Below are 22,473 nucleotides of genomic sequence, written 5' to 3' on the forward strand. Positions count from 1 at the left end.
ATTCTCTTGCGCAGTCGGGTGTTCGGGGAAGTTTCCGTGTATCAGATTCATTCCTGGCCAGCCTGCCGGGTCAATGGCGGGGAAACACCAGCCCGAAATCCTCGACGAAGTCGGCGAGGCCAGCGGCCTCCAGTCCGTCGAGCGACCTGAGCATGTACGGATGGAGCTTGCCGCGTCGCACGAGCTGCGGCACCTCCGCGAGGCCCTGCTCCACCACCGCGGCCAGAGCCTCGTCATCGGCGACGAGCAGCATCGCGACGTCGGCATCGAAGTCGCCGCAAAAATCGCGCAGCGCGACGCTCGCGCCGCCCGAGCTTCCCCGCCACACGAGGACCCGGCCGCGACGGGCGGAAAACGCGTCCTTCGTCAGCACGCCGACGGAGGCGTCCGCCGCGGCGAGCCCTTCGCGATCCAGCATCGCCTTCCATGCCGCGCAATCGAGCGCCGTTCCGGCCGTTTCCATCGCCTGCCCCTACGCCGGCAACATTGCGGTCACTTCGATCTCGACCTTCGCGCCGTGCTCGACGAAGCCGGCGACCTGCAAGGCCGTCATCGCCGGGAAATGCTTGCCGATCAGCTCGCGATAGACCGCCCCGATCTCGGGGAGCCGCGCGTTGTATTCCGCCGCGTCGCCGAGGTACCAGTTCATGCGCACGATGTTCGACGGGCGCGCGTCGGCCTGCGCGAGGATCGCGACGATGTTGGTGAGCGCCTGGCGGACCTGGCCGACGAGGTCGTCGGTCTGGAACTTCTCGTTCTCGTCCCAGCCGACCTGGCCGGCGACGAACACCATACGGCCGCTCGCGACGACGCCGTTCGAATAGCCTTTCGGGCGAACCCAGCCGGGCGGTTGCAGGAATTGCATGTCTCGTTTTCCTCGTTGATGGGTGGTTCGGTTTTATGCCACGGAGGCTTGACCCATCCCCACCCCAACCCTCCCCTTGAAGGGGAGGGAGAAAATGCGTCCCACTCGAGCTGCCATCGCTACAGGTGGAACGGGTTGATGGGAACGCCTCAGATCCGCACGCCCAGCCGGTAGCCCTCGTGGATCGCCGCATCGAGGCCGCGCGCGATGACCGCGTCGCCGGCGCCGTGCAGCTCGTCCACCATCCACTGGAACTCGTGGAAGAGGTCGTGGTTCGCCTTGCGCGGCCCGGACACGATCACGGTGTCGGCCTCGACGAAGGTCTCCTCGCCCTTCGCGCTGCGCACCATCGCCCCCTCGGTGGTGACTCCGGCGAGTACCGAGGAGGTCAGCGTGCGGATCTCGAGTTCCTCGATCCACGCCGAGTGGCGCCACTTGAAGGACGGCATGACGTCGCCGGCGATGCGTTTGTCCTCCTCGACGATGACCACCTCGTGGCCTTGCTTGCACAGCGACTCGGCGAGCGTGAGGCCGATCTTGCCCGCCCCGACCATGACGATGCGCTTGCCGGGCTGCACCTTGCCGGTCGCCACATCGAGCGCATCGACGAGCTTGTCGTGGCCCGGAATGTGCCGATAGGCGTTCATGTCGGTGCGCGAGCCCGCCGCGACGATGCAAACGTCGTACTGATGGAGGATGCTGCGCATGAACTTCGCGTTGGCCTCGGTGTTGAAGCGCACGTCGATCTCCATCTTGCGCGCCATCGTCTCGTAGTAGCGCACGACCGACATCAGGTCGTCGGGCCGCGCGAGGTCGTTCGACGCGTAGCCGACGAGGCTGCCGCCGATGCGCTCGCCCTTCTCGAACACGGTCACGTCATGGCCGCGCCGCTTCGCGGTGATCGCCGCCTCCATGCCCGCGGGGCCGGCGCCGATGATCATGATCTTCTTCTTCACCGCGGCGGGCGTGACGTGGTACTCCGGCTCGACCTCGTGACCCAGCGTCGGGTTCATCGCGCAGGTGTAGGGCAGATCGCGGAAGAGCCGCGACAGGCAGTTCAGCGAGCCGATGCAGCGGCGCACCTCGTCGAGCCGGTCCTCGGCCGCCTTGTGCAGCAGCTCCGGGTCGGCGAGCATCGGGCGGCACACTTCCCAGTAGTCGAAGATGCCGTCGGCGATGCACTGGTTCGCCATGACGGGGTCGGGTAGCCGGTTGCCGAAGGTGATCAGCGTGTTCGGGAACAGCTTCTTCGCCTTCGCCGACAAATAGTTCCAATGCCCCGGCGCGACGTCGCGGCCGATCGACGACTCGGGCGCCTCCTGCCAGCCCACGGTCACCGAGATCATGTCGACGCCGCAGTCGACCGCCTGCTGCATCAGCTCGAAGCACTCGTCCTCGCTGTTGCCGCCCCAGCGGTCCATCAGCTCGGCGCCGTTCAGGCGCACGATGAGCGGATGCTCGGGGGTGGCCTGCTTGATCGAGTCGATGAGCTCGCGCATGAAGCGGCCGCGGTTCTCGATCGACCCGCCGTATTCATCGGTGCGCTGGTTGGTGAAGCGCGAGTTGAAGTTCGCGAGCAGGTAGCCCATGAAGCTCGTGACTTCGGTGCCGTCGAAACCGGCGCGAATCGCGCGTTTGGCGGCGTCGGCGTGCTGCATGACGATCGCGCGGATCTGCTCCTTCGTCAGCTCGCGCGGCGGGCGGAAGTGCGGCAGCGTCTGCGGCACCACCGACGGCTGGATGCAGTAGCCCAGGTCGATGCCGCCGTAACGGCCGGCATGCAGGATCTGCTGGATCGCGACCGCGCCGTTGTCGTGGATGTACTGGGCGATGGTCTCGAACTGCGGCAGGAACTTGTCGTCGAAGATCGCGACCTGGCGGAAGTAGGCCTTGCCTTCGCCGAGGGGGTCCGGGTATGCCCCCTGGTTGGTGATAATGCCGGCACCGGTGCCGGCGATTACGCGGGTGCGTGCGAGCTCGCGCGGCGTGATGTAACCGTCGCGCGTGTTGTAGTTCGAGACGCAGCAGGCGCCGTACTTGACCATGTTCTTGGTCTCGTACTTGCCGATCTTGCCGGGCTTGAACAGGTGGGGGAGCTTGAGCTCGCCGGGTCGCTTCATCGTTGTCTCCTCGTCAATTCGTTTTGGCTGGAACTTCGTTTGAATCTTCGGTCGGCCGTCTCAGGCAGCGACGGCGCTACGCGGTCCCTGCACGGGCGGCAGCGTCGCAATGAATTCACGCAGGCTCTCGCCCTGCATGTCGCGGATGCACCCGAGGACGTCGCCGAGCGAGGACCCGCATACGCAGGAACATGCCGCCGGGAACACGAAGCCGCCGGGGCCGAGCGGTTCTTCGGACACGAAGGCCTTCTCTTCCTGAAGTTCCTGCACCAATGCCATCACATTCCCGAGAGCTGTCATGTTGTTCTCCTCGAACGAATCGGCCTGGATCACCCAAACCGTTGCACGTGGAGTCAATGTATCGGGCCGCCTCCTGCAGTTCCCCCCCCACCCGGTATGGGTTTGAAGGAGCTGCCGCGAAAATCCCGTGAAGACGTCTAAGCGGCGCGGGCAAACGAATTCCCCGTTCAGCGTCAATCACCCTGAACGCATATCCCATATAAGTTTTTGACGTGAAGCTCGAGCCTGCAAACTGCCTCACGATACGCAGACCGGTTTCAGGCCAGCGCCTTCTCCCGTGTCCGTGACGGCGACTCGCCGAATCTCGACTTGTACGCGGTCGCAAAATGACCAAGGTGGTGGAATCCCCAGCGGGTCGCGATACAGGTCACGGTCCTTTCGGCGGATGTGGGGTCGCGCAATTCCTCATGCACCCGCTGCATCCGCACCGATTTCAGATACGCCATCGGCGTCGTGTTGCGGAACTCGCGAAAACCCGCGAAAAGCGCGCTCGTGCTGACGTTGGCGTACGCGGCAAGGTCCCCGACGGTCAGATCCTGATCGGCATGCGCGTCGATGTATTCCTCGACCCGGCGCACGTGGCGTGGCGCGATCGACTGCGACGGGTTCAGGAGTTCGTCGCGATAGTTGTTCGGCTGCACGATGAGCAGCGTGCTGACGAGCAGGTGCTCGATCTGCGCCGTGGCAAGCGACGATGTGACCGTCGGCGACTGATGCTCGAACTCCGATACCAGATATGACACCAGCGCCTGCCAGCTGACGCCGCCCTGGCTCGACATCTCGAATCCGAGCCCGAATTCCAGCGGCTTGCGCAAAGGGTGGCCGAGATGCTGCGCGCAGACGTTCTCGAGCAGCGCGCGGTCAATCTTGACCATGATCTGGTCGCACTCGTCGTAGATCATCTCCGTCAAGGGCAGCGTCGGCGTGACCACCGATGCGACTTCGGGCGTCGAGTGGATTGCTTGCTCGCCGCAGCGCACGTCGGCGTGTCCGGTGAGCGGCATCATCACGAGCAGGAAATCGTGCAGACAGCCCGCGTCGATCGCGACGGTCGCGCCATAACCGAGGCGGTTCACCGACACGCCGCGGATCGGCGCATGCTGCATGCGGGTATTCACGCGGCTGTCGCAGCCCGCAAACTTCAAGTCGTGCGGGCAGAACACACCCGCCACACGGTCCCGGGCCTCGTCGAGGTCACGGGTATGAAAAAGCGTGAAGCGCGAAAGCGCGTCGCGCCCTCCCAGCGACGTCATCAACGCCTGGGTCATGGTTTTCCTCCTCCGGTGTGGATTCCGTGCCTTCTTATTGCTGCCAGGCCTCGGAATCGTTTCGGACACGCGCGGTCTGCGCCGTCGTACGCGTCCTATTCAGCGTCTATTGTCGAACCTCCTGTTCCTTCTTGTGAGGTGGCCGCACCGACCTGGACCCCGGCGGGCCCGAGGGAAATCGGTCAATGTATACAGTATCCCTGTATATCCTTGTGCATAGTAGGGCCAGGCGCGGGGACGGTTACTGATCCAGGTCAACTGCCATCAAATCAGATTGATGCCCAACTACCTGTCGACCCTCGCGCGGATGCATTCGCGCCAGTTCGCGCAGTACCTGCGCCTGCTCCGCGACGTGTCGCTCGATGTGCGCGATCTGCGTGGCGTCGAGATGCCGGAACTTGCCGAGCAGCTTCAGGTATTCGGTAACCGGAGCGGGATCTTCGATGTCGCGCGACAGCTTCAATCCCTGGTCGCGGCGGTACTCCCACAGCACGGCGAAGTTGGTCTCGACGGCCTTGCGGGCGACCTCAATGTTGCTCGCCGAGGGGAAACGCCAGCCGGACGTGCAGGGCGAATACAGGTGCAGGTAGGCGAAGCCGCGTTGCGACGCGTCGAGCGCCGCCTCGAGCTTCGCGTAGAAGTCCTCCATGAACGCGGTCGAGGCGGTCGCGACGTATTCACAGCCATGCCACATCATCAGCAGGGGCAGGTTCTTGGCGTCCTGGGTCTTGCCGCGCGCGCTCTCACCGATCGGCGTCGTCGCCGTCCACGCACCGTAGGTCGTGCTGCCCGAGCGCTGGGCACCGGTGTTCATGTAACCCTCGTTGTCGACGCAGATGAAGAGGATCTGCTCGCCGCGCTCCGCGGCCCCCGACAGCGACTGGAAACCGACGTCGCCCGCGCCGCCGTCACCTGCGAGCGCGAGCGCGGTCACGTTGCGGCCCTTGCGCTTGTATTGGCGGCGGATGCCGGTCAGCATCGAGGCGGTGTTCGTCAACAGCGGATGGAACACCGGCACCTTGCAGCCGAGCATGCCGTTGTAGCCGACCGAGCCCATGCCGGGAATGCATCCGGGGGGCGTCGCGAGCACCGTGTTCGACCCGACGCGGCGCAGCGTGTGACGCATGATGAGCTCGGTGTTGCAGCCCTGGCAGCCACCCAGGCCCGGCACGAACAGGTCCTCGAGATCGCCCCAGCGGTTGTAGAGGTTGGCCGTCGTGACGTAGCGCAGCGCCCCCCGCGTGCAGGCCGCGACGCATTGAGGCGCGCCCTCGCACTGGTCGCATTTGACCACGTGGCCTTCTGCGGCGCTGAACGCTATGCCGCCGAAGGTGCAGCCGGCGGTGCAGATCAGGCAGTTCACGCAGCGCTCGCCGTCCCACGCGACGATGCCATCGTCGCCCTTTTCAAGCGCTGCTGCGGGGCATACCGACGCGCAGCGCGGGTCGCCGCACTGGCGGCACTGCGCGATGCCCCAGCGCCCGCTCTCGTCGTCGCGCAGTATCTGTATCCGGGGCTGCGCCCGGTGCGCATCCGAAGATTTAGCGCTCACGCAGGCGTTCATGCAGTGTCCGCAACCGTCGCAGCGCGCGGCGTCGAAGGCGATCGTAGGGGTTGCGCTCATCGACTCATCTCCACAGTCCGGACATCAGGGCACGTGCAGCGTCCTGCGGGTCCTCGAGCAGGGCCTTGGCCCGCGCGCCGAGTTCGACGCGGCGCAGGATCAGCTCCCACATGATCCCGGGGTCGAACAGCACGTCGACGCCGAAAACGCCTTGCAGCCGGCCGTCGCGCAGCACGATCTTGAGATAGGCGTCACTGCCCTCCCCGCCGCGCACGAGCACCTCCCAATCCGCTCCGCCCTGCTGGGGAGCGTCCCGCCCGACCGACAGCGCGCGTCGACCGAAGAACCCGTACGTGTTCAGTGACACCCCGCCGGGATAGGCCTGGACGCCCGGGTCGCCGGCCATGCTCATGCCAGCAGTGCGGCCCTGCTCGACCGCGTCGGGCAGGATGCCGCCGGCCGGCGTCGCATCGCCGAAGAAGCTCGGCGTCTGCACGACGTCGCCCGCCGCCCAGACGTTCGCTGCGGTGCTGCGCATGAACGCGTCGACGACGACGCCGCGCTCGACCGCGACGCCGGAGCCTGCCAGATAAGAAACCTCAGGCCGCACCCCTGCGGCGACGAGCAGCAGGTCCGCGTCGCACGGATCACCGCCGTCGAGCTGCACCGTGCAGCCTCCCGCACGCGGCGCGACGCGCTCGACACGGCGACCGGTCAGCACCTCGACTCCGTTGTCGTGGAAGGCGGCCTGGATGCGCGCCGCAGCGGTCGCATCGAAGTAGCCGGGCAGCACCTGGTCGCGCATCTCGATGATCGTCACGCGAGCCCCGGCGCGCGCCAGATTCTCCGCCGCATGCATGCCGACGAGCCCCGCGCCGAGGACGACCGCGCGCCCGGCCGACCGCCCGGCCTCGCGCAGCGCGAGCGCGTCGTCGAGCGTGCGCAGCACGTGGAAGCGCACGTCCGACAGGCCCGCGATCGGAGGAACCGCCGGCGCGGCGCCAGTAGCGAGCAAGAGCTTGCCGTAACCGATCTCGCTGCCGTCGGCGAGGCGCAGCCGCGAATGCGCGCTGTCGAGGGCGGCGGCGTGGGCCTGTTGCCGGTAGTCGACCCGCAGGTCGTCGAACCAGCCCCGCTCACGCAGTGCGATGCGATCCTCCGGGCGCTTGCCGGACACCACGTAGGGCAGCACCGTCGGGGACACCGGGAGCCGCGCCTCGCGATCGAGCACGGCGATGCTGCCATCCGAATCGTGGGCGCGGATCGCACGCAGCGCTTCGAGAGCCGCGTGGCTCGCGCCGAGCACGACATAGTCGAACTGTTCCATTCATCGATCCTCGGCATTGAGCCACACCGGCTCCCGTGGGCAGGGCGAGACGAGCAGCCTCGCGGTCTCGGCGATCGCGCGCTCGAAATGCGCTTGAGTCAGGTCCGCCCCCGCGAGGCCGCCGATCAGCGACAGGCACGGGACGCGGTGGGGGCAATACTGCAGCGCCGCGAGCGTCTCCTGATGCACCGGCCCGCTGTTCCAGCCGTACGACACGGCGCGGTCTACGACCCCGACGGCGCGCACCTTGTCGAGCGCCGCGACCATCGCATCGAGCGGAAACGGCCGCAGTGTCTTGATGCGGATGAGCCCGACCGGCTCGCCCCGCTCGCGCGCGGCATCCACGGCATCCTTCGCGGCGCCCGCCATGCTGCCGATCGTCACGAGCGCGTACTCGGCGTCGTCGAGCCGGTACTCCTCGACGAGCGGCGCGTAACGGCGGCCAAAGCGGCGCGCCCACTCCTCGTGCACCTCGACAATCACGCGCAGCGCGTTCTGCATGCCCTCGCAGTGCCCTCGGCGGTAGCCGACGAAGAGCGCCGGCCCGGGCCCCGTCGCCCCCCCGGTCAAGGGATCGACGCCCATCGGCCGCTTGGGGTCGAGCGCCGCGTGCCAATTCACGTCCGGCGCACCGAGAAAGTCGTCGACCTCCGCCTGCTCCGGCAGCTCGATGCGCACGATGCCGTTCGACAGGTAGTTGCCATCGTGATTGACGTTCACCGGCAGCATCACCGAGCGGTCCTCGGCGATGCGGTAGGCCATGACAATGGTGTCGAGCACTTCCTGCACCGTCTCGCAGAAGAGCTGCACCCAGCCGACCTCGCGCACCGTCATCGCGTCCTGCTGCCCGCCCCAGACGCACTGCGGCGTGATGCCGTCGCGGTTGACGATCGACATGACGATCGGCAGGCGCAGGTTCGGCGTGCGGAAGTACGGCTCGAACATGAACGCGAGCCCCTGACCGCAGCTCGCCGTATAGGTGCGCGCGCCGGCGAGCGCCGCGCCGTGCAGCACCGAGAGCACGCTGTGCTCGCCCTCGGCCTCGACGAGCTCGGCGTCGAGCACGCCGTCGGCGACGAACTGCGCGACATACTCGGCGAGCGAGGATTGCGGCGTGATCGGGTACACCGCAACCATGTCCGGTCGCGACAGCACGACGCCCCACGCCGCCGCCTCGTTGGCGTCGCAAACGAGGATTTTCGGTTCCTTTCTCGCGACCACCGCGTCGTGGTCCGGCGCGATCCGGCCGCTCGCGGCGTGGGCGACCGGTGCAGTCATCTCGACGACCTCGTTCATGTCATTTCCTCATCCTCTTCCGGGACCATCGAAATCGCGCGCTGCGGGCATTCGCGCGCGCAGATGCCGCAGCCCTTGCAGGTGGCAAGATTCATGTCGAACCAGCCTGCGCGCTCGACGACGCACTGCACCGGGCAGTACAGCCAGCACACCGCGCATTTCACGCATTTGCGGCGGTCGACGACCGGGCGCAACGAGCGCCAGTCGCCCGGCAGCATGCGGCTGTACTCGGTCGCGATCGGGCACAGCGTCTTCGGGATCGCACTCGCATCGAAAAGCGGAACCGCCTGCTTCTTCATGCTGCCTCCCGCTGACCGATGCGATGCACGACGGTGCGCGCATGGCCGAGCGCGAGCGCACGCCGGTTCTGCACAAGTCCGCCGTCGCGAAAGCTCGTCTCCTCCAGTGCGCGGTCGAGCGCCTCGAGCGACACCAGGCCGGTCGCGCGCGCGAAGGCGCCGAGCATCACGGTATTGGTGATCGGCCGCCCGAAGACCTCGCGCGCGATGCCGACCGCATCGCACACGGCGACCGTCGCGACCGTTGGCGGCACCGCGATGTCCTGCGGTGCGAGCCTGCTCGCCTGCACCAGCATCCCGCCGGCGCGCAGCCCGGCGAAGATGTCGACGACGCGCGGCAGCGACGAGTCGATGCAGACGACGCAGTCCGGCGTGTAGATGTTCGTCATCGCGCGCATCGGCGTCTCGGACGCGCGCAGGTAGGCCGCGACCGGTGCACCTCTACGCTCGAAGCCGAACTGCGGCACCGCGACGACGTGCTTTCCCTCGGCGACGAGCGCCTTCGCGAGTATTCCGGCGGCGAGCACGGTTCCCTGTCCGCCGCGTCCGTGCAATCGCATCTCGAACATGACGCCTCCGTCAGGCCGGCACGAGCGCGAGCACGCGCAACGGGCTGCCGGAGCCGCCGACGAGCTTCAGCGGCGACGCGACGACGACGGCCCCGGTCGGCGGCAGCTGGTCGAGGTTCGTGAGGCTCGCGAGCCCGAACTTGCCGTTGCCCTGCATGATGTGGTGCGTCCAGAACGGCGGATCGAAGCTGTGCGCCTGGCCCGCGTCGGTGCCCACCGTCTCGACGCCGACGCCGAGCACGTCGCGCTCCAGCGCGAGGAGCTCCGTCGCGCCACGGTCGAAGCCCGGCGAATGCGGCCCGTCGTCGCGGCAGTTCAGGAACTCGGCGACGCCCACGCGCTTTGACCAGTCGCTCCGCAGCAGCACCCATGACTTCGGCGGGATGCGGCCGTGCTTCGCCTCCCACGCGAGCACCGCGTCGCGCGTGAGCAGGAAGTCCGGATCGGTCGCCGCCTCGCGGCTGATGTCGATGACGCAGGCGGGGCCGACGAAGCGCCCGGCCGGGATCGTGTCGAGCGTGTTGGCGGCGCGATCCTTGCCGCTGACCCAATGCACCGGCGCATCGAAATGCGTGCCGGTGTGCTCGCCCATGCGGATCGTGCGCCAGTACCACGCCGGCCCCTTGTCGTCGTACCGCGAGATCGTCTCGAAGCTCACGCCCGGCGAGTTCGCGAACGGCGGCGGCAGTGCTAGTACCGGCGTGTCGGGGCCGAGCGGCTGTGTCAGGTCGACGACCTTGATCGAGCCGCGGGCGAGCTCCGCGGCGAGCTGCGTCAACACATTGCCATTGGCGGTCATGCTTTTCTCCTCAGTCTTCGAGCGTGAAAGGAACCACTGCGGCACCCGCCGCGCGCGGGGACTCGTGCCCGCCGGCGCCGTCGCGGATGCGTTGCGGATGGGTATAGACGGTCGCGGAAGCGCCGCGGACGAAGCCGCACAGCGTGATGCCGACGCGTTCCGCGAGCGCGATCGCGAGCGAGGTCGGCGCGGACACCGCAGCGACGAGTTCGAAGCCCGCGCGCGCGGCTTTCGCGACCATTTCGTAACTCAGCCGCGACGACAGCACGACACCGCAGCCGGCGAGCGGCACTTCGCGCAGCAGGCATTCGCCAATGACCTTGTCGAGCGCGTTGTGGCGGCCGAGGTCCTCGGCGACGGCGACGATCCCGGCACGCGGCGAGAACGCCGCAGCGGCGTGCGCTCCGCCGGTCGTGCGGAAGAGGCGCTGCCGGCGCTGCATCGCCGCCATCAGCGCGGCGAGCTCGGAGGCCGCGAGGCGGAGCCGCGCCGCGACCGGAGCGAAGTCGTCGAAACCGTCCTCGATCGCGTCGCGTCCGCCGCACAGGCCGCACGAGCTCGCGACGACGACGTCGCGCCGCCTCGCTGCGGCGCGTTCGGGCGCGACCAGGCGCATGCGCACGACGTCCCGCCGATCGGGGCAGACAGCCATCGTCGCGATATCGTCGACACTGCTGATGATCCCCTCCGAATACGCGAAGCCCGCCGCGAGCGCGAGCCGCTCGGGCACCGTTCCGTCGCCAAGCACGCCCTCCCCGGCAACAAAGCCGGCGGCGCCGTCGGCGCCCTCGTCACCCTCGGCGGGCGTCCACATCAGCGTGTAGCGCCCGACGCCTTCGACGTCGATCGTCAGCGCGTCCTCGTCGATGACGCGGCAGGTCGCCTCGCCGCGCGCGTCCCCGGCGGTCAGCCGGAGCGCGGACACCACACGGCTGCCGCTCGCCCGCCACTGCGGGGCAATGCTCGTACGCATCGGGTGTCTCCTTCGCGGCAGGTCAGTGCCGGAAGCGGTACGCGAGGCTCAGCGCCGGGTCGTAGCTGCCGGCCTTGAACACGAGCACGCGGAACGCGTAATAGCCGGTGAGTTCGAGGCCGGCGACCGCGAGCATCCACGCGAACGCGGGCGGCGCGGCGAGCATCATCAGCGCCGAGACGACGAAGCCCGCCCCGATCACCAGCGGCACGAACCAGCGCGCGAAGCTGCCCTCGAGCAGCATCGCGACCGACAACCGCCCACCCTCCGATGCGTGGCGCGCGCCGTGCAGCAGGCTCAGCACCGTGACGAGCCCGTACAGCATCAGCGCGACCGCGAGGACCTGCAGCAGCCGCACGCTGTCGGGCCGCTCCGCGAGGAAGGGCTCGCCGAAGCCGAACACGAGCGTCAACAGCACGCCGTTCAACAGCGCGTAGGTCAGGCTCGCGACCGGCATCAGTCCGCCGCTCCACAGCGCGATCGCCGTCGAATGCGACATCGCGAAGCCCTGGTAGACCATGATGACGAAGCACGCGACCAGCGCAACCGCTGCGACGAGCTGCGACACCCCGGCCGGTAGCACGCCGGCACTGACGTCGACGACGTGCAGTGAGCCCGCAACAGCAAACGCCAGGATCGCCGCGAGCCCGCGGCTCACCCACGACGTGCGCACTTTCGTCAGCGCCCGCCAGCCGCGCAGCGGTTGGCCGAGGTGCAGCACGTGCCCGCCGGCCTTGCCGAACAGCACCATGACGAGGCCGGCGACCATGCCGAGCACGAAGTCGAAGAACTGCGCCACGAAATACAGCCCCGCGCCGGCCTCGCCGAAGAAGAACGCGGTGGCCATCTGCACGCCCCACGCCTTCTGCAGGCCGACGCCGACGCGGAACGTCCCGTCCGCGATGCGGTTGCTCGCGATCATCAGAATCTCCTTCAGTCGATGTAGAAGACGCGCGGGTTGGTGTTCTTCTCGGGCAACGGTTGGCGCCCGCGGCGTTCCAGGATCAGTTGCCGCGGCCGGCTCGCCGGGTCGTCCAAGTCGCCGAAGATGCGCGCCTCGGTCGGACAGGTCGCGACGCACGCTGGCAGCTGGCCAGCGTCGACGCGTTCATGACAGAAGGTGCATTTGACGACGGTGCCGACGGTGAAGCGCCCGATGCCCTGCTCCTCGAACGGCGTCAGCCGTCCGCCCCCGAAAAGCCCCTCGTGCAGCATCTCCGGCTCGAGGCGCGTGCGCTGGTCGTACGGACACGCGACGATGCAGGTGCCGCAGCCGATGCACTTGTTGCGATCGACCATCACGATGCCGTCGGGGCGCGTGTACGTGGCACCGGTCGGGCAGGCGCTCTCGCACGGTGCGTCCTCGCAGTGGTTGCAGATCGTCGGCACATAGCTGCGCGTGACGTCGGGATACTCGCCGACTTCCTCCGACAGCGTCTTCGTGAAGAACACGCCGTCGGGCAGGCTGTTTTCCTGCTTGCACGCGACCGCGCACGCGTTGCAGCCGATGCAGCGGCGCAGATCGAAAACCATCCCCCACGTGGCCATCAGTGCGCCCTCCCCTTGCCGCTCATCTGCCCAAACACCGAGTTGCCCGCGGCGATATCCGTCGGCACGCCGGCAAGCTTGATCAGCCTGACCCTGGCGACCGTTTCAGGCTGGCCGCTGCACGCGTCGGTGTGCCGCAGGTTCGCCGGCAGCAGTTGGTTGAAGTTGCCGCCGCCGTGGCGCACGCCGGTGTTCTGCGTCGCGACCCGCGACAGCGCGTTCGACACGCACACCGCATCGGGATGGACGCCTTCGGACAGCGCGAGCTTCGCGACGATCGCACCGTACGGCGACTCGATGCGCACGACGTCGCCGTCGTCGAGCCTCTTCTCGCGCGCGGTCTTCGGGTTCAGTAGCACCGCGGTATGCACCGGGTCCTTGAACACGATGTCGTTGATCCACGGGTTGCCGATGCTCTCGCCGAAGTTGATCTGGATGTCCTTGAACGTGATCGCGTAGAGGTCGAAGTCGGCCGGCTCCAGATGCACCGGGTCGGGCACCGCCGTCGGCAGGGGCTGGTAGTCGCCCCACTCCCACTCGTGGCGGAACGGCACGTCGGCCGCCTCCATCTTCTGCCGCAGCGTGTCGCGCGCGCGGACGATGTCCTCGAGATAGAAGTGCAGCCGCATCCCGTCCCACGGCCGGTACCACTTGTCCGGACGGCGCGGCGTCACCGCGTGGCCGTGCTCGACGTACCAGTCGAGCCCCTGCCCGTTCCACAGCTTGCCCTTGCGCTCGGCGATCTCGCGGTCGCTGTATTTGCGGTTCGGCTCGAGCAGCAGCTCGGGCTTCTGGTGGAAGCCGTTGACGAAGTTGAGGATGCCGTTCCAGGTCTCGAGCAGCCCCAGCCGCTCGGAGATCTCGTAGAAGATCTCCTCCTCGCTCTTCGTGTCGTACAGCGGCGGCGTTGCGGGCTGGCGCAGGCACATGCCCTCGTGATGCGGCGGTTCGATCATCGTCATGTTCCACGACTCGAGCAGGTCGTGCGACGGCAGGATCACGTCGGCCCACTCGTTGGATTCGTTCGGCAGGATGTCGATCGCGACGATGAAGCGCATCCCGCGCAGCAGCGCGTACCACTGCTCGCGGTCGCCGGGCAGGTTCCACAGCGGGTTCGAGTGACACATCAGCAGCGTGTCGGGCTGGTAGTCGAGCCCGAACTTGTCGGCGTTCGCGAGCGTGTGCTGCGTCAGGTGCCCGGGATCGACGCCGATCGGGAAGAAGCCCATCAGGTGCGTCTCGTTCGGCGGCCACGAGAACGGCACCTCCGGATGGAGCTGGTGCGGCATCGTCTGCAGCATGCCGTTCTCGCCGGGCCGTATGGCGCCGAAACCGCCGCGGATGTCCTGCATCTGGTCGTCGAGCGTGACGCCGACGTGACCCCCGGGGGTGTCGATCGCGCCGACGAGGAAGTTCACGAGCTTGAACGCGTGGTTCGCCATCGCGCTGTACTTGTGCCCCTGCGCACCGCGGTAGTAGTTGTACGCAGCGGGACGCAGCGGCAGCACGCGGCCGTCGATCTCGATGAACGAGCCGATCTGCGCGGCCTTCGCGAACTCGCGCGCGATGCGCCGCGTCGTCGTCGCAGGCACCGTCGTCAACTTCTCCATCTGCTCGGGCGAGCAGTCGGCGAGGATGTCCTTGAACTTCTGGAACGCCGGACGGCAGAGCTTGCCGTCAACGGTGTACGTGCCCTCGAGCGCGAAGTCCTTGAGCTCGGGGTCGTCCCACAGGCGGGCGCAGTTATCCACCGCGTCCCACACGCAGATCTTGCCTTCGCCGTTGCGTACGAAATACCCGTCGGGACCGACGAGGTAAGGCGCGTTCGTGTCCTTCTTCAGGAATTTCACGTCGTAGAGCTTCTCCGCGACGAGCACGTGACACAGGCCCAACGCGAACTGGCGATCGGTCGCCGGGCGGATCGGCACCCATTCGTTGGCCTTCGCGGCGCCGATCGACAGCCGCGGTTCGACGACGACGACACGCATGTTGCGCTCGACCCGCGCCTTCGCGACGTGGTTCGCCTGAGCGGCGGTGTGCAGGTGCGACGAGAAGCCGTCGCCGCCGCCGTTGTTGATCCAGTAGTTGCAGTAATTGACGTCGTTCGCCGCGGCGAATGCGGCATGGATGAACCCGTTCATCGGGTGGTAGCCACCGCCGCAGAAGTTGCCGACCGACGACAGGTAGTTCGCGTTGCCCAGCGCCGCCGGCCAGGCCCACAGGAAGAGCTTTTGGAAGTCGTTGATCGCCGGCATCAGCTTGCGCGGGTCGTCATCGAGCGTCTTCCTGAGCTCGCGACCCACGATGTCGAGCGCCTCGTCCCAGCCGATCGGCACCCACTTCGGATCGACGCCGGGCCCCTTCTCCGGGTTCGTGCGCCGCAGCGGCGTGCGGAAGCGCGCCGGATCGTAGTGCCGCATGATCGCCGCGTTGCCCTTCGGGCACAGCCGGCCGTTGTTGCTCGGGCTCGTCGGGTTACCCTCGATCTTGTTGACGACGCCGTCTTCGGTGACGTGGATCCGCGTCGTACAGGAGTGGATGCACATCTTGCAGCTCGAGTTGAGCCACTTGCCCGGTTTCATCGAGTTCTGCACCGGCTGCGTGAGAGTCTCCATTGCCGCTCCTCGGTGGAATTGCGCGCGTGCTTCGAGCTAGAAAGTTACGGGAGGCCGGCCGCGCCAACTATCCCGCGATTGCGACGCCTATCCGCGGAGTGCCGATGTTTTGCGCGGGCGTCGGGCGAGCGCGCCGCAACGAAAAAGGGCGCCTTGCGGCGCCCTCCGTCGGCCTCGCGCCGCGGTCTCAACTCCCCCGCATGTACTGCACCGAGAACAGCTTCGTCGGGCTCATTTCCTGGTCGAGGTGCACCTTGAACTTGCCGGTGGTGCAATGCTTCGCCTGCACGTCGATGATGCTGAAGCCGTCGTTGATCGCCACGCCGCGTCCGGCGTTCTTCGGCATGTGGCTCTCCGAATCCGTGTACGCGATAACGAAGGTCTTCCACAGCTCGCCCTTGCGGTCGTAGATCTCGTTCAGGCTTAGCGCGTAGGTCTCGGCGTCGACGTAATGCACGCGCTTGCTGATCACGTGATCCGGATTCACCGGCACCGACTCGATGACGTAGGTCTTGCGCAGCTGCCACGTGACGTTCGGGAAGCACGCGCCTTCGCCGCCGAAGTCGATGAACTTGAAGTCGGGCTCCTTCGGTTCCTCGGCGAGCTTCTGCTTGTTGTGGGCGTAGAACGGCACGAGGAGGTCGCGCGTGCCCTTGTATTCCCACTTCATGTCGCGCATGCGGCCGTTGTAGCCCTCGAAGTCCTCGACCATCAGGTCCGAGCCGAGGAAGGGGTCGGTGACCTGGTTCGACGCGAGCCGGCGCACGCGGCGCTGGAAGCCGAGGTACAGGTACACTTCGTCGAGCTTCGCGTCGTCCGAGAAGCGGCTGATCAGGAGCTGCGTGTCCTTCAGATCCTGCGGCTCATGCACCTTCAGGTAGCCCGAGCGCAGCAGCTGCGAGGGGTTGGGCTCGACCTCCGGGCGCGGATCCTGGTCGACGCGGTGCTTCCACTGGATGATGTGGTATTCCTGCTTCAGCGTGCGCTCGACCTTGCCGCTCGCCATGTTCTTGTATTCCATGTGCCACGGCCAGATCGTGTAGCTATCGCCGATGCGGTTGTTGTGCTGGAAGTTCCAGAACACCTTCTCGCCGGCGCGCGGGTCCTTCGCGTCGGGCTCCTGCGGGAACGGCCGACCGGCGACGAAGCCGACCAGATCGCCGACATTGGGGCCCAGCGACACCTTGTTGAGGTTCTTGCGCGTCGCATCGATGTAGTTCTTGCTGATGCCGAACGAGTAGGTCTCGCCCACCGCGAGCGTCGTCTGCCCGCTCTTGATGAACTGCGCCATGCTCGGGATCAGCGCGGCCTTCGCGGCCTCGACGTTGCTCTTGTCGATGACCATGCCGGGCTTGACGCCGGCGACCGTCGGCACGCCGCTCTTGTACGGGCCGAAGCTCTTGTCGACGTCGGCCTCGGTCGCGGCCTGCGCCGTGCCGATCACGCCGGCCGCCAACAGCATCGATGTCATTGTCTTCATCTTCATCGTCGTCCTCCTCCGGGAATCAGAACTTGTACTGCAGTACGAATTGCAACTCGTCTTCCTCCTGCGCCATGCCGATCGGGCCGGCGCGGAAGCGGCCGAGCGGCTCGAATCCGCCCAGGCCGAGCGAGCCGTCGTTCGGCCCCTGCCCCGGCGAGGCGGAGAACGGATGGAAGGGGTTGCAGGTGCGGCAGTCGTCGAACTTGCGTGCGCCGCGGCCGACCTTCACGTTCGCGCCGACCGTGAGCTTCAGGTTGTCGCTGACGAGCCAGTCGATCGACGGCGCGATCGTGGTCGCCTCGCCGCGAAAGTCGTGCGCCATGATCACCTGCGGGCTCAGCCGGTCGTTCATGTAGAAGCCTTTGAGGAGCAGCGTGAAGATGTTGTTGTCCTTCCAGTCCGGCATGCCGACCTTGCCGAGCGGACGGTCCTCCAGCTCGTGGTCGAGCAGGTGCTGGCCGAACAGCTGCGCCGAAATCAGGAACGCGCGGGTCTTGTTGAGGAACGGGATGAAGGTCGGGCGATCCCAGCCGACCACGTAACGGAACACGCGCGATTCGGAGAACAGGCGCTTGCGCAAACCGTTCGGGAACTCCTCGCCCTCGGTCAGCGCCGCCTCGAGCCGGAATACCGACTTGATCGCATCGACTTGCAGGTCCATCGACCCGCCGATCAGGTTTACACGCGGGAAATGCACGTCGAAGGCGATCAGGTACGGGTACGGATGCGGTTGCGGCTGCGTGTCGACGGCACCGACCGGGTCGAACGGGTTGTTCGCCGGGATGCCGCCGCGCAGCGACGGCAGCTGCGAGCGGTAGGTCAGCGCATTCAGCGAGAAGCCGACGCCGCTCTTCTGGCCTTCGAGCTTGACGCCCAGCTGCGTGTTCGACAGCGACCAGCTCGGCAGATGCGCCTTGCGGATGCCGATCTGGTTCGGGCCGAAGTCGGTCGCCGCGAGCCCCGGCAGGCCCAGGTTCGCGAAGTTCGCGACGGTGCCGCCGTTGTCCCACAGGTTCTTCATCCCGCGCATGAAGCAGCCCGCGTCGAGGATCACGTTCGGGCTGCCGCACTGGCCGATGTTGTGCGGCCGGAACTTGTCGAAGTTCCACACGACGGCGAAGTTGAGATCGTCGAAGGTCTCCGTCGCGCCCGCCCGGTACTCCGCCTGCATAATCCACATCGGGATGCGGATGTCCTGGAGTTCGTCGTAGATGTTGTTGCGCGAGTAATCGACCGGGTTGATGACGTCGAGCACGCGGAAGAGGTCGGTGCGGCCCCACACGACCTGCTGCTTGCCGACCTTCATGAACAAGGCGGAACCGTCGTCGAACGGCACGGAGCCGGTCACGTAGGCCTCGCGGATGAAGTCCCAGCGGTCGTTGAACTCGGGCGACTCGAGCTCCTGGCGGGTCGCGTCGAGGTAGTCCTTGATGCAGCCGCGCGAGTCCTTGTCGCACGGGCGCACCGGCACCGCGAAGGCGACGCCGCCGTCGGTGCGGTGGAGATGCTCGCCGAGCACGGCCATCCCCTCGTTCGGGTTGTAGCGCGGCGCCGACGGGTCGGTCGAGTTGAAGCCGAAGGCGCCGCCGCCGGGCAGCCCCGCGAGCCCGGCGGTCAGCGGGTTGGTCGGGCTGCCGAGGCCGTCGCCGTGCGCCACGCTCGAACCCGGGATGCCGACGGTGTTCTCGAGCCGGACCGCGCCGCCGGCCTTGTTGCCGTAGGTGTCTTCGTTGAGGCGATAGACGCCGTCGAACGTGCCGCGCAGCTTCAGGTTCACACCAACGTCGTCGAACGCGCCGCGCCGGCCGAGCTGGCGGTCGATGTCGACCTTGAGCGTGTTGCGGAACTTCGACAGCCCGACGTCGCGGCGCGCGAACGTCGCGTTCTCATAGACCACGTCGACGCGCGCCTCCTCGTTCGGCATGTCGCCGGCCGCGGCGCCGCCCGTGTGCACAACGCCGACGGCGAGCGTCAGCATGCCGGCCGCAAGCGGCGTGTTGCGGCGATCCTTCGTTGCGGTTTTCCTCACCTTCGTCCTCCCCTCGTTGTTGTCGGCCGCCGCATCAAGCCATCTGCAGCACGCCGTCTTCGTCGAGCCGTGCCGTCGTGATGAAGGCCGGCTTGAACATCACGACCCACGCCGGCATCAGCAGCATCGCGGCGAGCGCGTTGAGTACCAGCATCAGGGTCAGCAGCAGCGCGGAATCCGCCTGGAAACGCAGATCGGACAGGAGGACCCACATGATCACACCCGCGATCAGGGTCACCGCGGTGAACACCACCGCGAAGCCCGTCGTCCCGGCCGCGATGCGCACCGCCCGCCCGAGGTCGCCGCACGCGGCCGTTTCCTCGCGGATGCGGTTCATGATGTAGATCGCGTAGTCGATGCCGACGCCGATGCCGACGGCAATGACGGGCACAGTATTGACGTTGATGCCGATGCCCATGGCGCCCATGTATGCGTAGGTCATGACCGTGGCGAACAGCATCGGCAGCACCATCAGCCAGCCGGCATGGAGCGAGCCGTAGGACAACGTCACGAAGACGAACGCCAGCGCGAGCACGAGCGGCACGATCAGGCGGTTGTCGTCGTCGACGGCGTCGTTGATCGCGGCATTGACACCGATAGCGCCGCCGCCCAGGCGCAGCTCGAAGCCCTCCACCGCCCCGACCTTGGCGATGCCCTGCTCGGCCACCTGCACCGCGCGCCGGATCGTGTCGGCCTGCTTGTCCTTGTAGTAGAAGACGAGGTTCGCGTCGCGCTCGTCGGCGTCGAGGAATTCGGCGAGCGCGCCCGGGATCGGGCTCGCCGCCATGTACGCGAAAAGCAGCCCGCCGACCGCCGACGCCGACTCGGGAATCTGGTTCCAGCGCGGGTCGGTGTTGTGGATCAGGCCATTCACCGCACGCACGAGGCCCGACAGCGCCTTGGTGCCGCCGAGCGCCGGATCGAGCAGCATGTGGTGCTGGAACTGCTCGATTGCGCGCAGCACCTCGGGCCGCTTCAGCCCGCCCTTCTCCTCGGTGCGCGCGACGATGTAGAGCTCCTCGGAGCCGGGGAAGCGCGCGTTGATCGCGCGCGACGACACGTTGTAGTCGTGGTCCGGATACAGCAGCGGCGAACCGGCCTCGGCCTCCCCGATCTTTACGCGCGCGGCGAGCATGCCGCCGACGATGAGCAGCACCGCGGCGAGCCCGAGCACCGCCGCGGCCGTGCGGCGGCCGGCCACCGCGCCGAACACCCGCTCGACCGCCGCATGCGCCCAGCCACGGCGGTTCTCGGTATCGCGCGGCGCGGGCAGCAGCCAAAGCAGCAGCGGCACCACCAGCAGCACCGTGAAGAACACCGAGAACGCCCAGAAACCGGCGTAGTAGCCGAGCTTGGTGTTGATCGGCGCGGCGCCGAGCGCGAGCACGGCGATGCCGATCGCATCCACCGAGATCGCCAACGCCCCCGGGCGGAACAGGTCCTCGAACGCCGCGCGCGCCGCGATGCGGCCGTCGCGACTCGTCGCGAGCTCGGCGTAGTAGCGCTCGACGAGCTGGATGCTGTGCGACATCGCGCGCGCGGCGATCAGGAACGGGATCACGAGCGACAGCGGATCGAGGTTCCAGCCCATCTTCGACACGAAGCCGAGCCCCCAGATCGACGACAGCGCGATGCCGACGAGGGGCAGCGCGACGCCGTAGAAGCGGCGGAAATACACGACCAGCAGGCCGACCATCAGCAGCAGCGTGTAGAGGAAGATCTGCAGGATCTGCGGCAGATAGGTGTAGACCCAGCCGATCAGCACCGGCTGGCCGGTCGCATGGATCTTTGTGCCCGCGACCTGCTCCTTCGCGCGCACCGCCTGCAGCTCGGCGAAGATCTTCTCGTAGTCGATCGCGCCGGCCTCGTTCATCTGCGCCTTGATCATCGCCGCCTTCGCGTCGGGCGACACGAGCAGTCCGTAGATGCGCGGGTTCGCGCGCACCTCCTTGCCCAGCGCATCGAGGTCTTCGAGCGACAGCCCGGGACGTTGCGGGTCGTAGTACGGTTGCGAGCGCATCTCGCCGTCCTCGGTCAGCCAGATCTTCCGCGAGGTGCGGTGCGTCAGGCTGGAGACGAGGTTGTGATTCACGCCCGACAGGCTGTCGACGGCCTGCGTGACGCGGTGGATCAGCGCCAGCGTGTCGTTCGTGAAGATCGTGCCGTCCTCGACCTCGATCGCGACGACGACCTGGTTCGCGCCGCCGAAGGTATCGCGGATCTCGTTGTGCAGCCGGATGAACGCGTGGCCTTGCGGCAGCAGGTCGCCGAACTCGGTGTGCATCTTCAGCGCCGGGATCTGCAGCGCGAAATACGCCGTCACCGTCAGGATCGCCGCGAGCACGAGGCGCGGGAAGGCGAAGATCTTCAGCTCGAGCTCGTGCAGCGCGTGGGTAAAGTGATGTCGCACAGCCTCTCCTTACTTCGACGTTGCAGGGGTCGGGGAAACGATGTCGAGCGTGCCGGCGCCGCCCGCGACGAGGAGTCCGCGCCCCTCCAGGGAGAAGCCGCTGCGCAGATAGGGCGCGGCCCGGCCCTCGACCGGCTGCCATTGCCCATCGGCGAGCTGGAGCACCAGTCCGTTCGCGCCCAGGGCATAGACACGGTCCTCGTGGCGGGCCAGCCCGTACATCGGGGCGCCCGTCGGATTCGGCTGTTTGCGCCAGCTCGCGCCGCCGTCGGTGGTGTGCAGGATCGTGCCGGCGAGCCCGCTGACCCAGCCGGTCTGCGGATCGGTGAACAGCGCGCTGTACGGATAGAAGTCGTTGGGGATCGGCGTTCCTGGCTGCCAGCTCGCGCCGCCGTCCCGCGTCGTCAGGAAGTTGCCGAACTCGCCAGTGATGACGCCGTGGACCTCGTCGACGAACTGCACCGTCGTGAACATCTGGTCCTCGCCGAGCGACGCGTCGCGCCACGTCGCGCCACGGTCGGCGCTCGACAGGATCGCGCTTTCGCTGCCGACGACCCACAGCTGGCCTTTTGCATCGCAGGCGACTGCGAGCGGCGTCGCCTGCGTCGTTATCGGACGCGCCGTCCAGGCGGCGGCCGCAGCGTCCGCGATCCACACGCGCCGACCGAAATCGAGGGCGACGAAACCGCCGTCCGGACACACGGCGGCGCCGATCAGCGATGCCCCGGCATCGACGACCTGCCGCGTCCAGCTCTTGCCGGCATCCGCCGACGACACGACGACGCCATTCGCGCCGACCGCGACGAGCACGTTCGAATTCGCCACGGCGGACTGGAACTGGTCGGACCGCAGAACGGACGCGCCCTGCGTCGCGACGACGTCGGCGAGGTTCGCCGACGCACTGCAACCGAGGAGCCCGGCGTGCGCGAGCGCGAGCGGCACGATCCGGGTAAGTAAGCGGTGAATCCGAGTCATGAGGTCCCCTTGCGGTCAGCAATGGCTTCCCCT

The 22,473-nt window shown here is 67.4% G+C and carries 19 protein-coding genes; all 19 read right to left on the reverse strand.

The features are described 5' to 3' along the window. Window positions 1–70: 70 nt before the first annotated feature. Window positions 71–463 carry a hypothetical protein gene (locus GPA27_RS11160; protein ID WP_169140453.1) on the reverse strand — a complete coding sequence of 131 codons (393 nt, stop codon included), beginning with the start codon at window positions 461–463 and terminating at the stop codon, window positions 71–73. A gap of 9 nt (window positions 464–472) precedes the next feature. After that, window positions 473–865 (reverse strand): RidA family protein, encoded by a 393-nt coding sequence (locus GPA27_RS11165; protein WP_169140455.1) that lies wholly within the window; start codon window positions 863–865, stop codon window positions 473–475. Window positions 866–1,014: 149 nt separating this feature from the next. Further along, a complete protein-coding gene (locus GPA27_RS11170) occupies window positions 1,015–2,985 on the reverse strand; it encodes an oxidoreductase (protein WP_169140457.1) in 1,971 nt (656 codons plus the stop codon). Window positions 2,986–3,045: 60 nt separating this feature from the next. Beyond that, window positions 3,046–3,285, reverse strand: coding sequence for a hypothetical protein (locus tag GPA27_RS11175; RefSeq protein ID WP_139335884.1), 240 nt, complete (start codon window positions 3,283–3,285; stop codon window positions 3,046–3,048). A 257-nt stretch (window positions 3,286–3,542) separates the two neighbouring features. After that, window positions 3,543–4,553, reverse strand: coding sequence for an AraC family transcriptional regulator (locus tag GPA27_RS11180; RefSeq protein ID WP_076600590.1), 1,011 nt, complete (start codon window positions 4,551–4,553; stop codon window positions 3,543–3,545). Window positions 4,554–4,794: 241 nt separating this feature from the next. Further along, on the reverse strand, window positions 4,795–6,177 hold the full coding sequence (padI, locus tag GPA27_RS11185) for an NADH-dependent phenylglyoxylate dehydrogenase subunit beta (protein ID WP_169140459.1): 1,383 nt from the start codon (window positions 6,175–6,177) through the stop codon (window positions 4,795–4,797). A 4-nt stretch (window positions 6,178–6,181) separates the two neighbouring features. Next, a complete protein-coding gene (gene padH, locus GPA27_RS11190) occupies window positions 6,182–7,444 on the reverse strand; it encodes an NADH-dependent phenylglyoxylate dehydrogenase subunit epsilon (RefSeq protein WP_169140461.1) in 1,263 nt (420 codons plus the stop codon). Then, the gene (gene padG, locus GPA27_RS11195) at window positions 7,445–8,740 is read right to left on the reverse strand and encodes an NADH-dependent phenylglyoxylate dehydrogenase subunit alpha (protein ID WP_211164942.1); all 1,296 of its coding nucleotides are present in this window, start codon (window positions 8,738–8,740) and stop codon (window positions 7,445–7,447) included. Further along, the gene (gene padF / locus GPA27_RS11200; protein ID WP_169140463.1) at window positions 8,737–9,039 is read right to left on the reverse strand and encodes an NADH-dependent phenylglyoxylate dehydrogenase subunit delta; all 303 of its coding nucleotides are present in this window, start codon (window positions 9,037–9,039) and stop codon (window positions 8,737–8,739) included. Before padF ends, padG begins: the two co-directional genes overlap by 4 nt. Beyond that, window positions 9,036–9,608: an NADH-dependent phenylglyoxylate dehydrogenase subunit gamma gene (padE, locus tag GPA27_RS11205; protein ID WP_169140465.1), complete on the reverse strand. Its 573-nt coding sequence runs from the start codon at window positions 9,606–9,608 to the stop codon at window positions 9,036–9,038. Before padE ends, padF begins: the two co-directional genes overlap by 4 nt. A gap of 10 nt (window positions 9,609–9,618) precedes the next feature. Beyond that, window positions 9,619–10,407, reverse strand: coding sequence for a cyclase family protein (locus GPA27_RS11210; protein ID WP_169140467.1), 789 nt, complete (start codon window positions 10,405–10,407; stop codon window positions 9,619–9,621). A 10-nt stretch (window positions 10,408–10,417) separates the two neighbouring features. Next, window positions 10,418–11,380, reverse strand: coding sequence for a formate dehydrogenase accessory sulfurtransferase FdhD (gene fdhD / locus GPA27_RS11215; protein WP_169140469.1), 963 nt, complete (start codon window positions 11,378–11,380; stop codon window positions 10,418–10,420). A gap of 22 nt (window positions 11,381–11,402) precedes the next feature. After that, window positions 11,403–12,302 (reverse strand): DmsC/YnfH family molybdoenzyme membrane anchor subunit, encoded by a 900-nt coding sequence (locus GPA27_RS11220; RefSeq protein ID WP_169140471.1) that lies wholly within the window; start codon window positions 12,300–12,302, stop codon window positions 11,403–11,405. A gap of 11 nt (window positions 12,303–12,313) precedes the next feature. After that, window positions 12,314–12,928: a 4Fe-4S dicluster domain-containing protein gene (locus tag GPA27_RS11225; RefSeq protein ID WP_076600583.1), complete on the reverse strand. Its 615-nt coding sequence runs from the start codon at window positions 12,926–12,928 to the stop codon at window positions 12,314–12,316. Beyond that, window positions 12,928–15,543 carry a molybdopterin-dependent oxidoreductase gene (locus GPA27_RS11230; protein WP_169140473.1) on the reverse strand — a complete coding sequence of 872 codons (2,616 nt, stop codon included), beginning with the start codon at window positions 15,541–15,543 and terminating at the stop codon, window positions 12,928–12,930. Before GPA27_RS11230 ends, GPA27_RS11225 begins: the two co-directional genes overlap by 1 nt. Window positions 15,544–15,730: 187 nt before the next feature. Continuing rightward, window positions 15,731–17,029, reverse strand: coding sequence for a DUF1329 domain-containing protein (locus GPA27_RS11235; protein ID WP_169140475.1), 1,299 nt, complete (start codon window positions 17,027–17,029; stop codon window positions 15,731–15,733). 19 nt (window positions 17,030–17,048) lie between these two features. Continuing rightward, entirely contained in the window at window positions 17,049–19,055 is a 2,007-nt protein-coding gene (locus tag GPA27_RS11240) for a DUF1302 family protein (RefSeq protein ID WP_256222902.1), read from the reverse strand. 34 nt (window positions 19,056–19,089) lie between these two features. Then, window positions 19,090–21,465: an efflux RND transporter permease subunit gene (locus GPA27_RS11245; RefSeq protein ID WP_169140477.1), complete on the reverse strand. Its 2,376-nt coding sequence runs from the start codon at window positions 21,463–21,465 to the stop codon at window positions 19,090–19,092. A gap of 9 nt (window positions 21,466–21,474) precedes the next feature. Then, window positions 21,475–22,440 carry a WD40/YVTN/BNR-like repeat-containing protein gene (locus tag GPA27_RS11250; RefSeq protein WP_169140479.1) on the reverse strand — a complete coding sequence of 322 codons (966 nt, stop codon included), beginning with the start codon at window positions 22,438–22,440 and terminating at the stop codon, window positions 21,475–21,477. Window positions 22,441–22,473 lie beyond the last annotated feature (33 nt).

Source organism: Aromatoleum toluolicum, from assembly GCF_012911005.2.
GTDB classification, from domain to species: Bacteria; Pseudomonadota; Gammaproteobacteria; order Burkholderiales; family Rhodocyclaceae; genus Aromatoleum; species Aromatoleum toluolicum.

Bases quoted from the DNA above. Each gene is read 5' to 3' on its own strand.
- GPA27_RS11230 (WP_169140473.1), bottom strand. From the start codon at position 15,543: ATGGAGACTCTCACGCAGCCGGTGCAGAACTCGATGAAACCGGGCAAG.
- padF (WP_169140463.1), bottom strand. From the start codon at position 9,039: ATGAAGAAGCAGGCGGTTCCGCTTTTCGATGCGAGTGCGATCCCGAAG.
- GPA27_RS11170 (WP_169140457.1), bottom strand. From the start codon at position 2,985: ATGAAGCGACCCGGCGAGCTCAAGCTCCCCCACCTGTTCAAGCCCGGC.
- GPA27_RS11210 (WP_169140467.1), bottom strand. From the start codon at position 10,407: ATGACCGCCAATGGCAATGTGTTGACGCAGCTCGCCGCGGAGCTCGCC.
- GPA27_RS11165 (WP_169140455.1), bottom strand. From the start codon at position 865: ATGCAATTCCTGCAACCGCCCGGCTGGGTTCGCCCGAAAGGCTATTCG.
- GPA27_RS11175 (WP_139335884.1), bottom strand. From the start codon at position 3,285: ATGACAGCTCTCGGGAATGTGATGGCATTGGTGCAGGAACTTCAGGAA.
- padG (WP_211164942.1), bottom strand. From the start codon at position 8,740: ATGAACGAGGTCGTCGAGATGACTGCACCGGTCGCCCACGCCGCGAGC.
- GPA27_RS11250 (WP_169140479.1), bottom strand. From the start codon at position 22,440: ATGACTCGGATTCACCGCTTACTTACCCGGATCGTGCCGCTCGCGCTC.
- GPA27_RS11235 (WP_169140475.1), bottom strand. From the start codon at position 17,029: ATGAAGATGAAGACAATGACATCGATGCTGTTGGCGGCCGGCGTGATC.
- GPA27_RS11225 (WP_076600583.1), bottom strand. From the start codon at position 12,928: ATGGCCACGTGGGGGATGGTTTTCGATCTGCGCCGCTGCATCGGCTGC.
- padI (WP_169140459.1), bottom strand. From the start codon at position 6,177: ATGAGCGCAACCCCTACGATCGCCTTCGACGCCGCGCGCTGCGACGGT.
- fdhD (WP_169140469.1), bottom strand. From the start codon at position 11,380: ATGCGTACGAGCATTGCCCCGCAGTGGCGGGCGAGCGGCAGCCGTGTG.
- padE (WP_169140465.1), bottom strand. From the start codon at position 9,608: ATGTTCGAGATGCGATTGCACGGACGCGGCGGACAGGGAACCGTGCTC.
- GPA27_RS11180 (WP_076600590.1), bottom strand. From the start codon at position 4,553: ATGACCCAGGCGTTGATGACGTCGCTGGGAGGGCGCGACGCGCTTTCG.
- padH (WP_169140461.1), bottom strand. From the start codon at position 7,444: ATGGAACAGTTCGACTATGTCGTGCTCGGCGCGAGCCACGCGGCTCTC.
- GPA27_RS11160 (WP_169140453.1), bottom strand. From the start codon at position 463: ATGGAAACGGCCGGAACGGCGCTCGATTGCGCGGCATGGAAGGCGATG.
- GPA27_RS11220 (WP_169140471.1), bottom strand. From the start codon at position 12,302: ATGATCGCGAGCAACCGCATCGCGGACGGGACGTTCCGCGTCGGCGTC.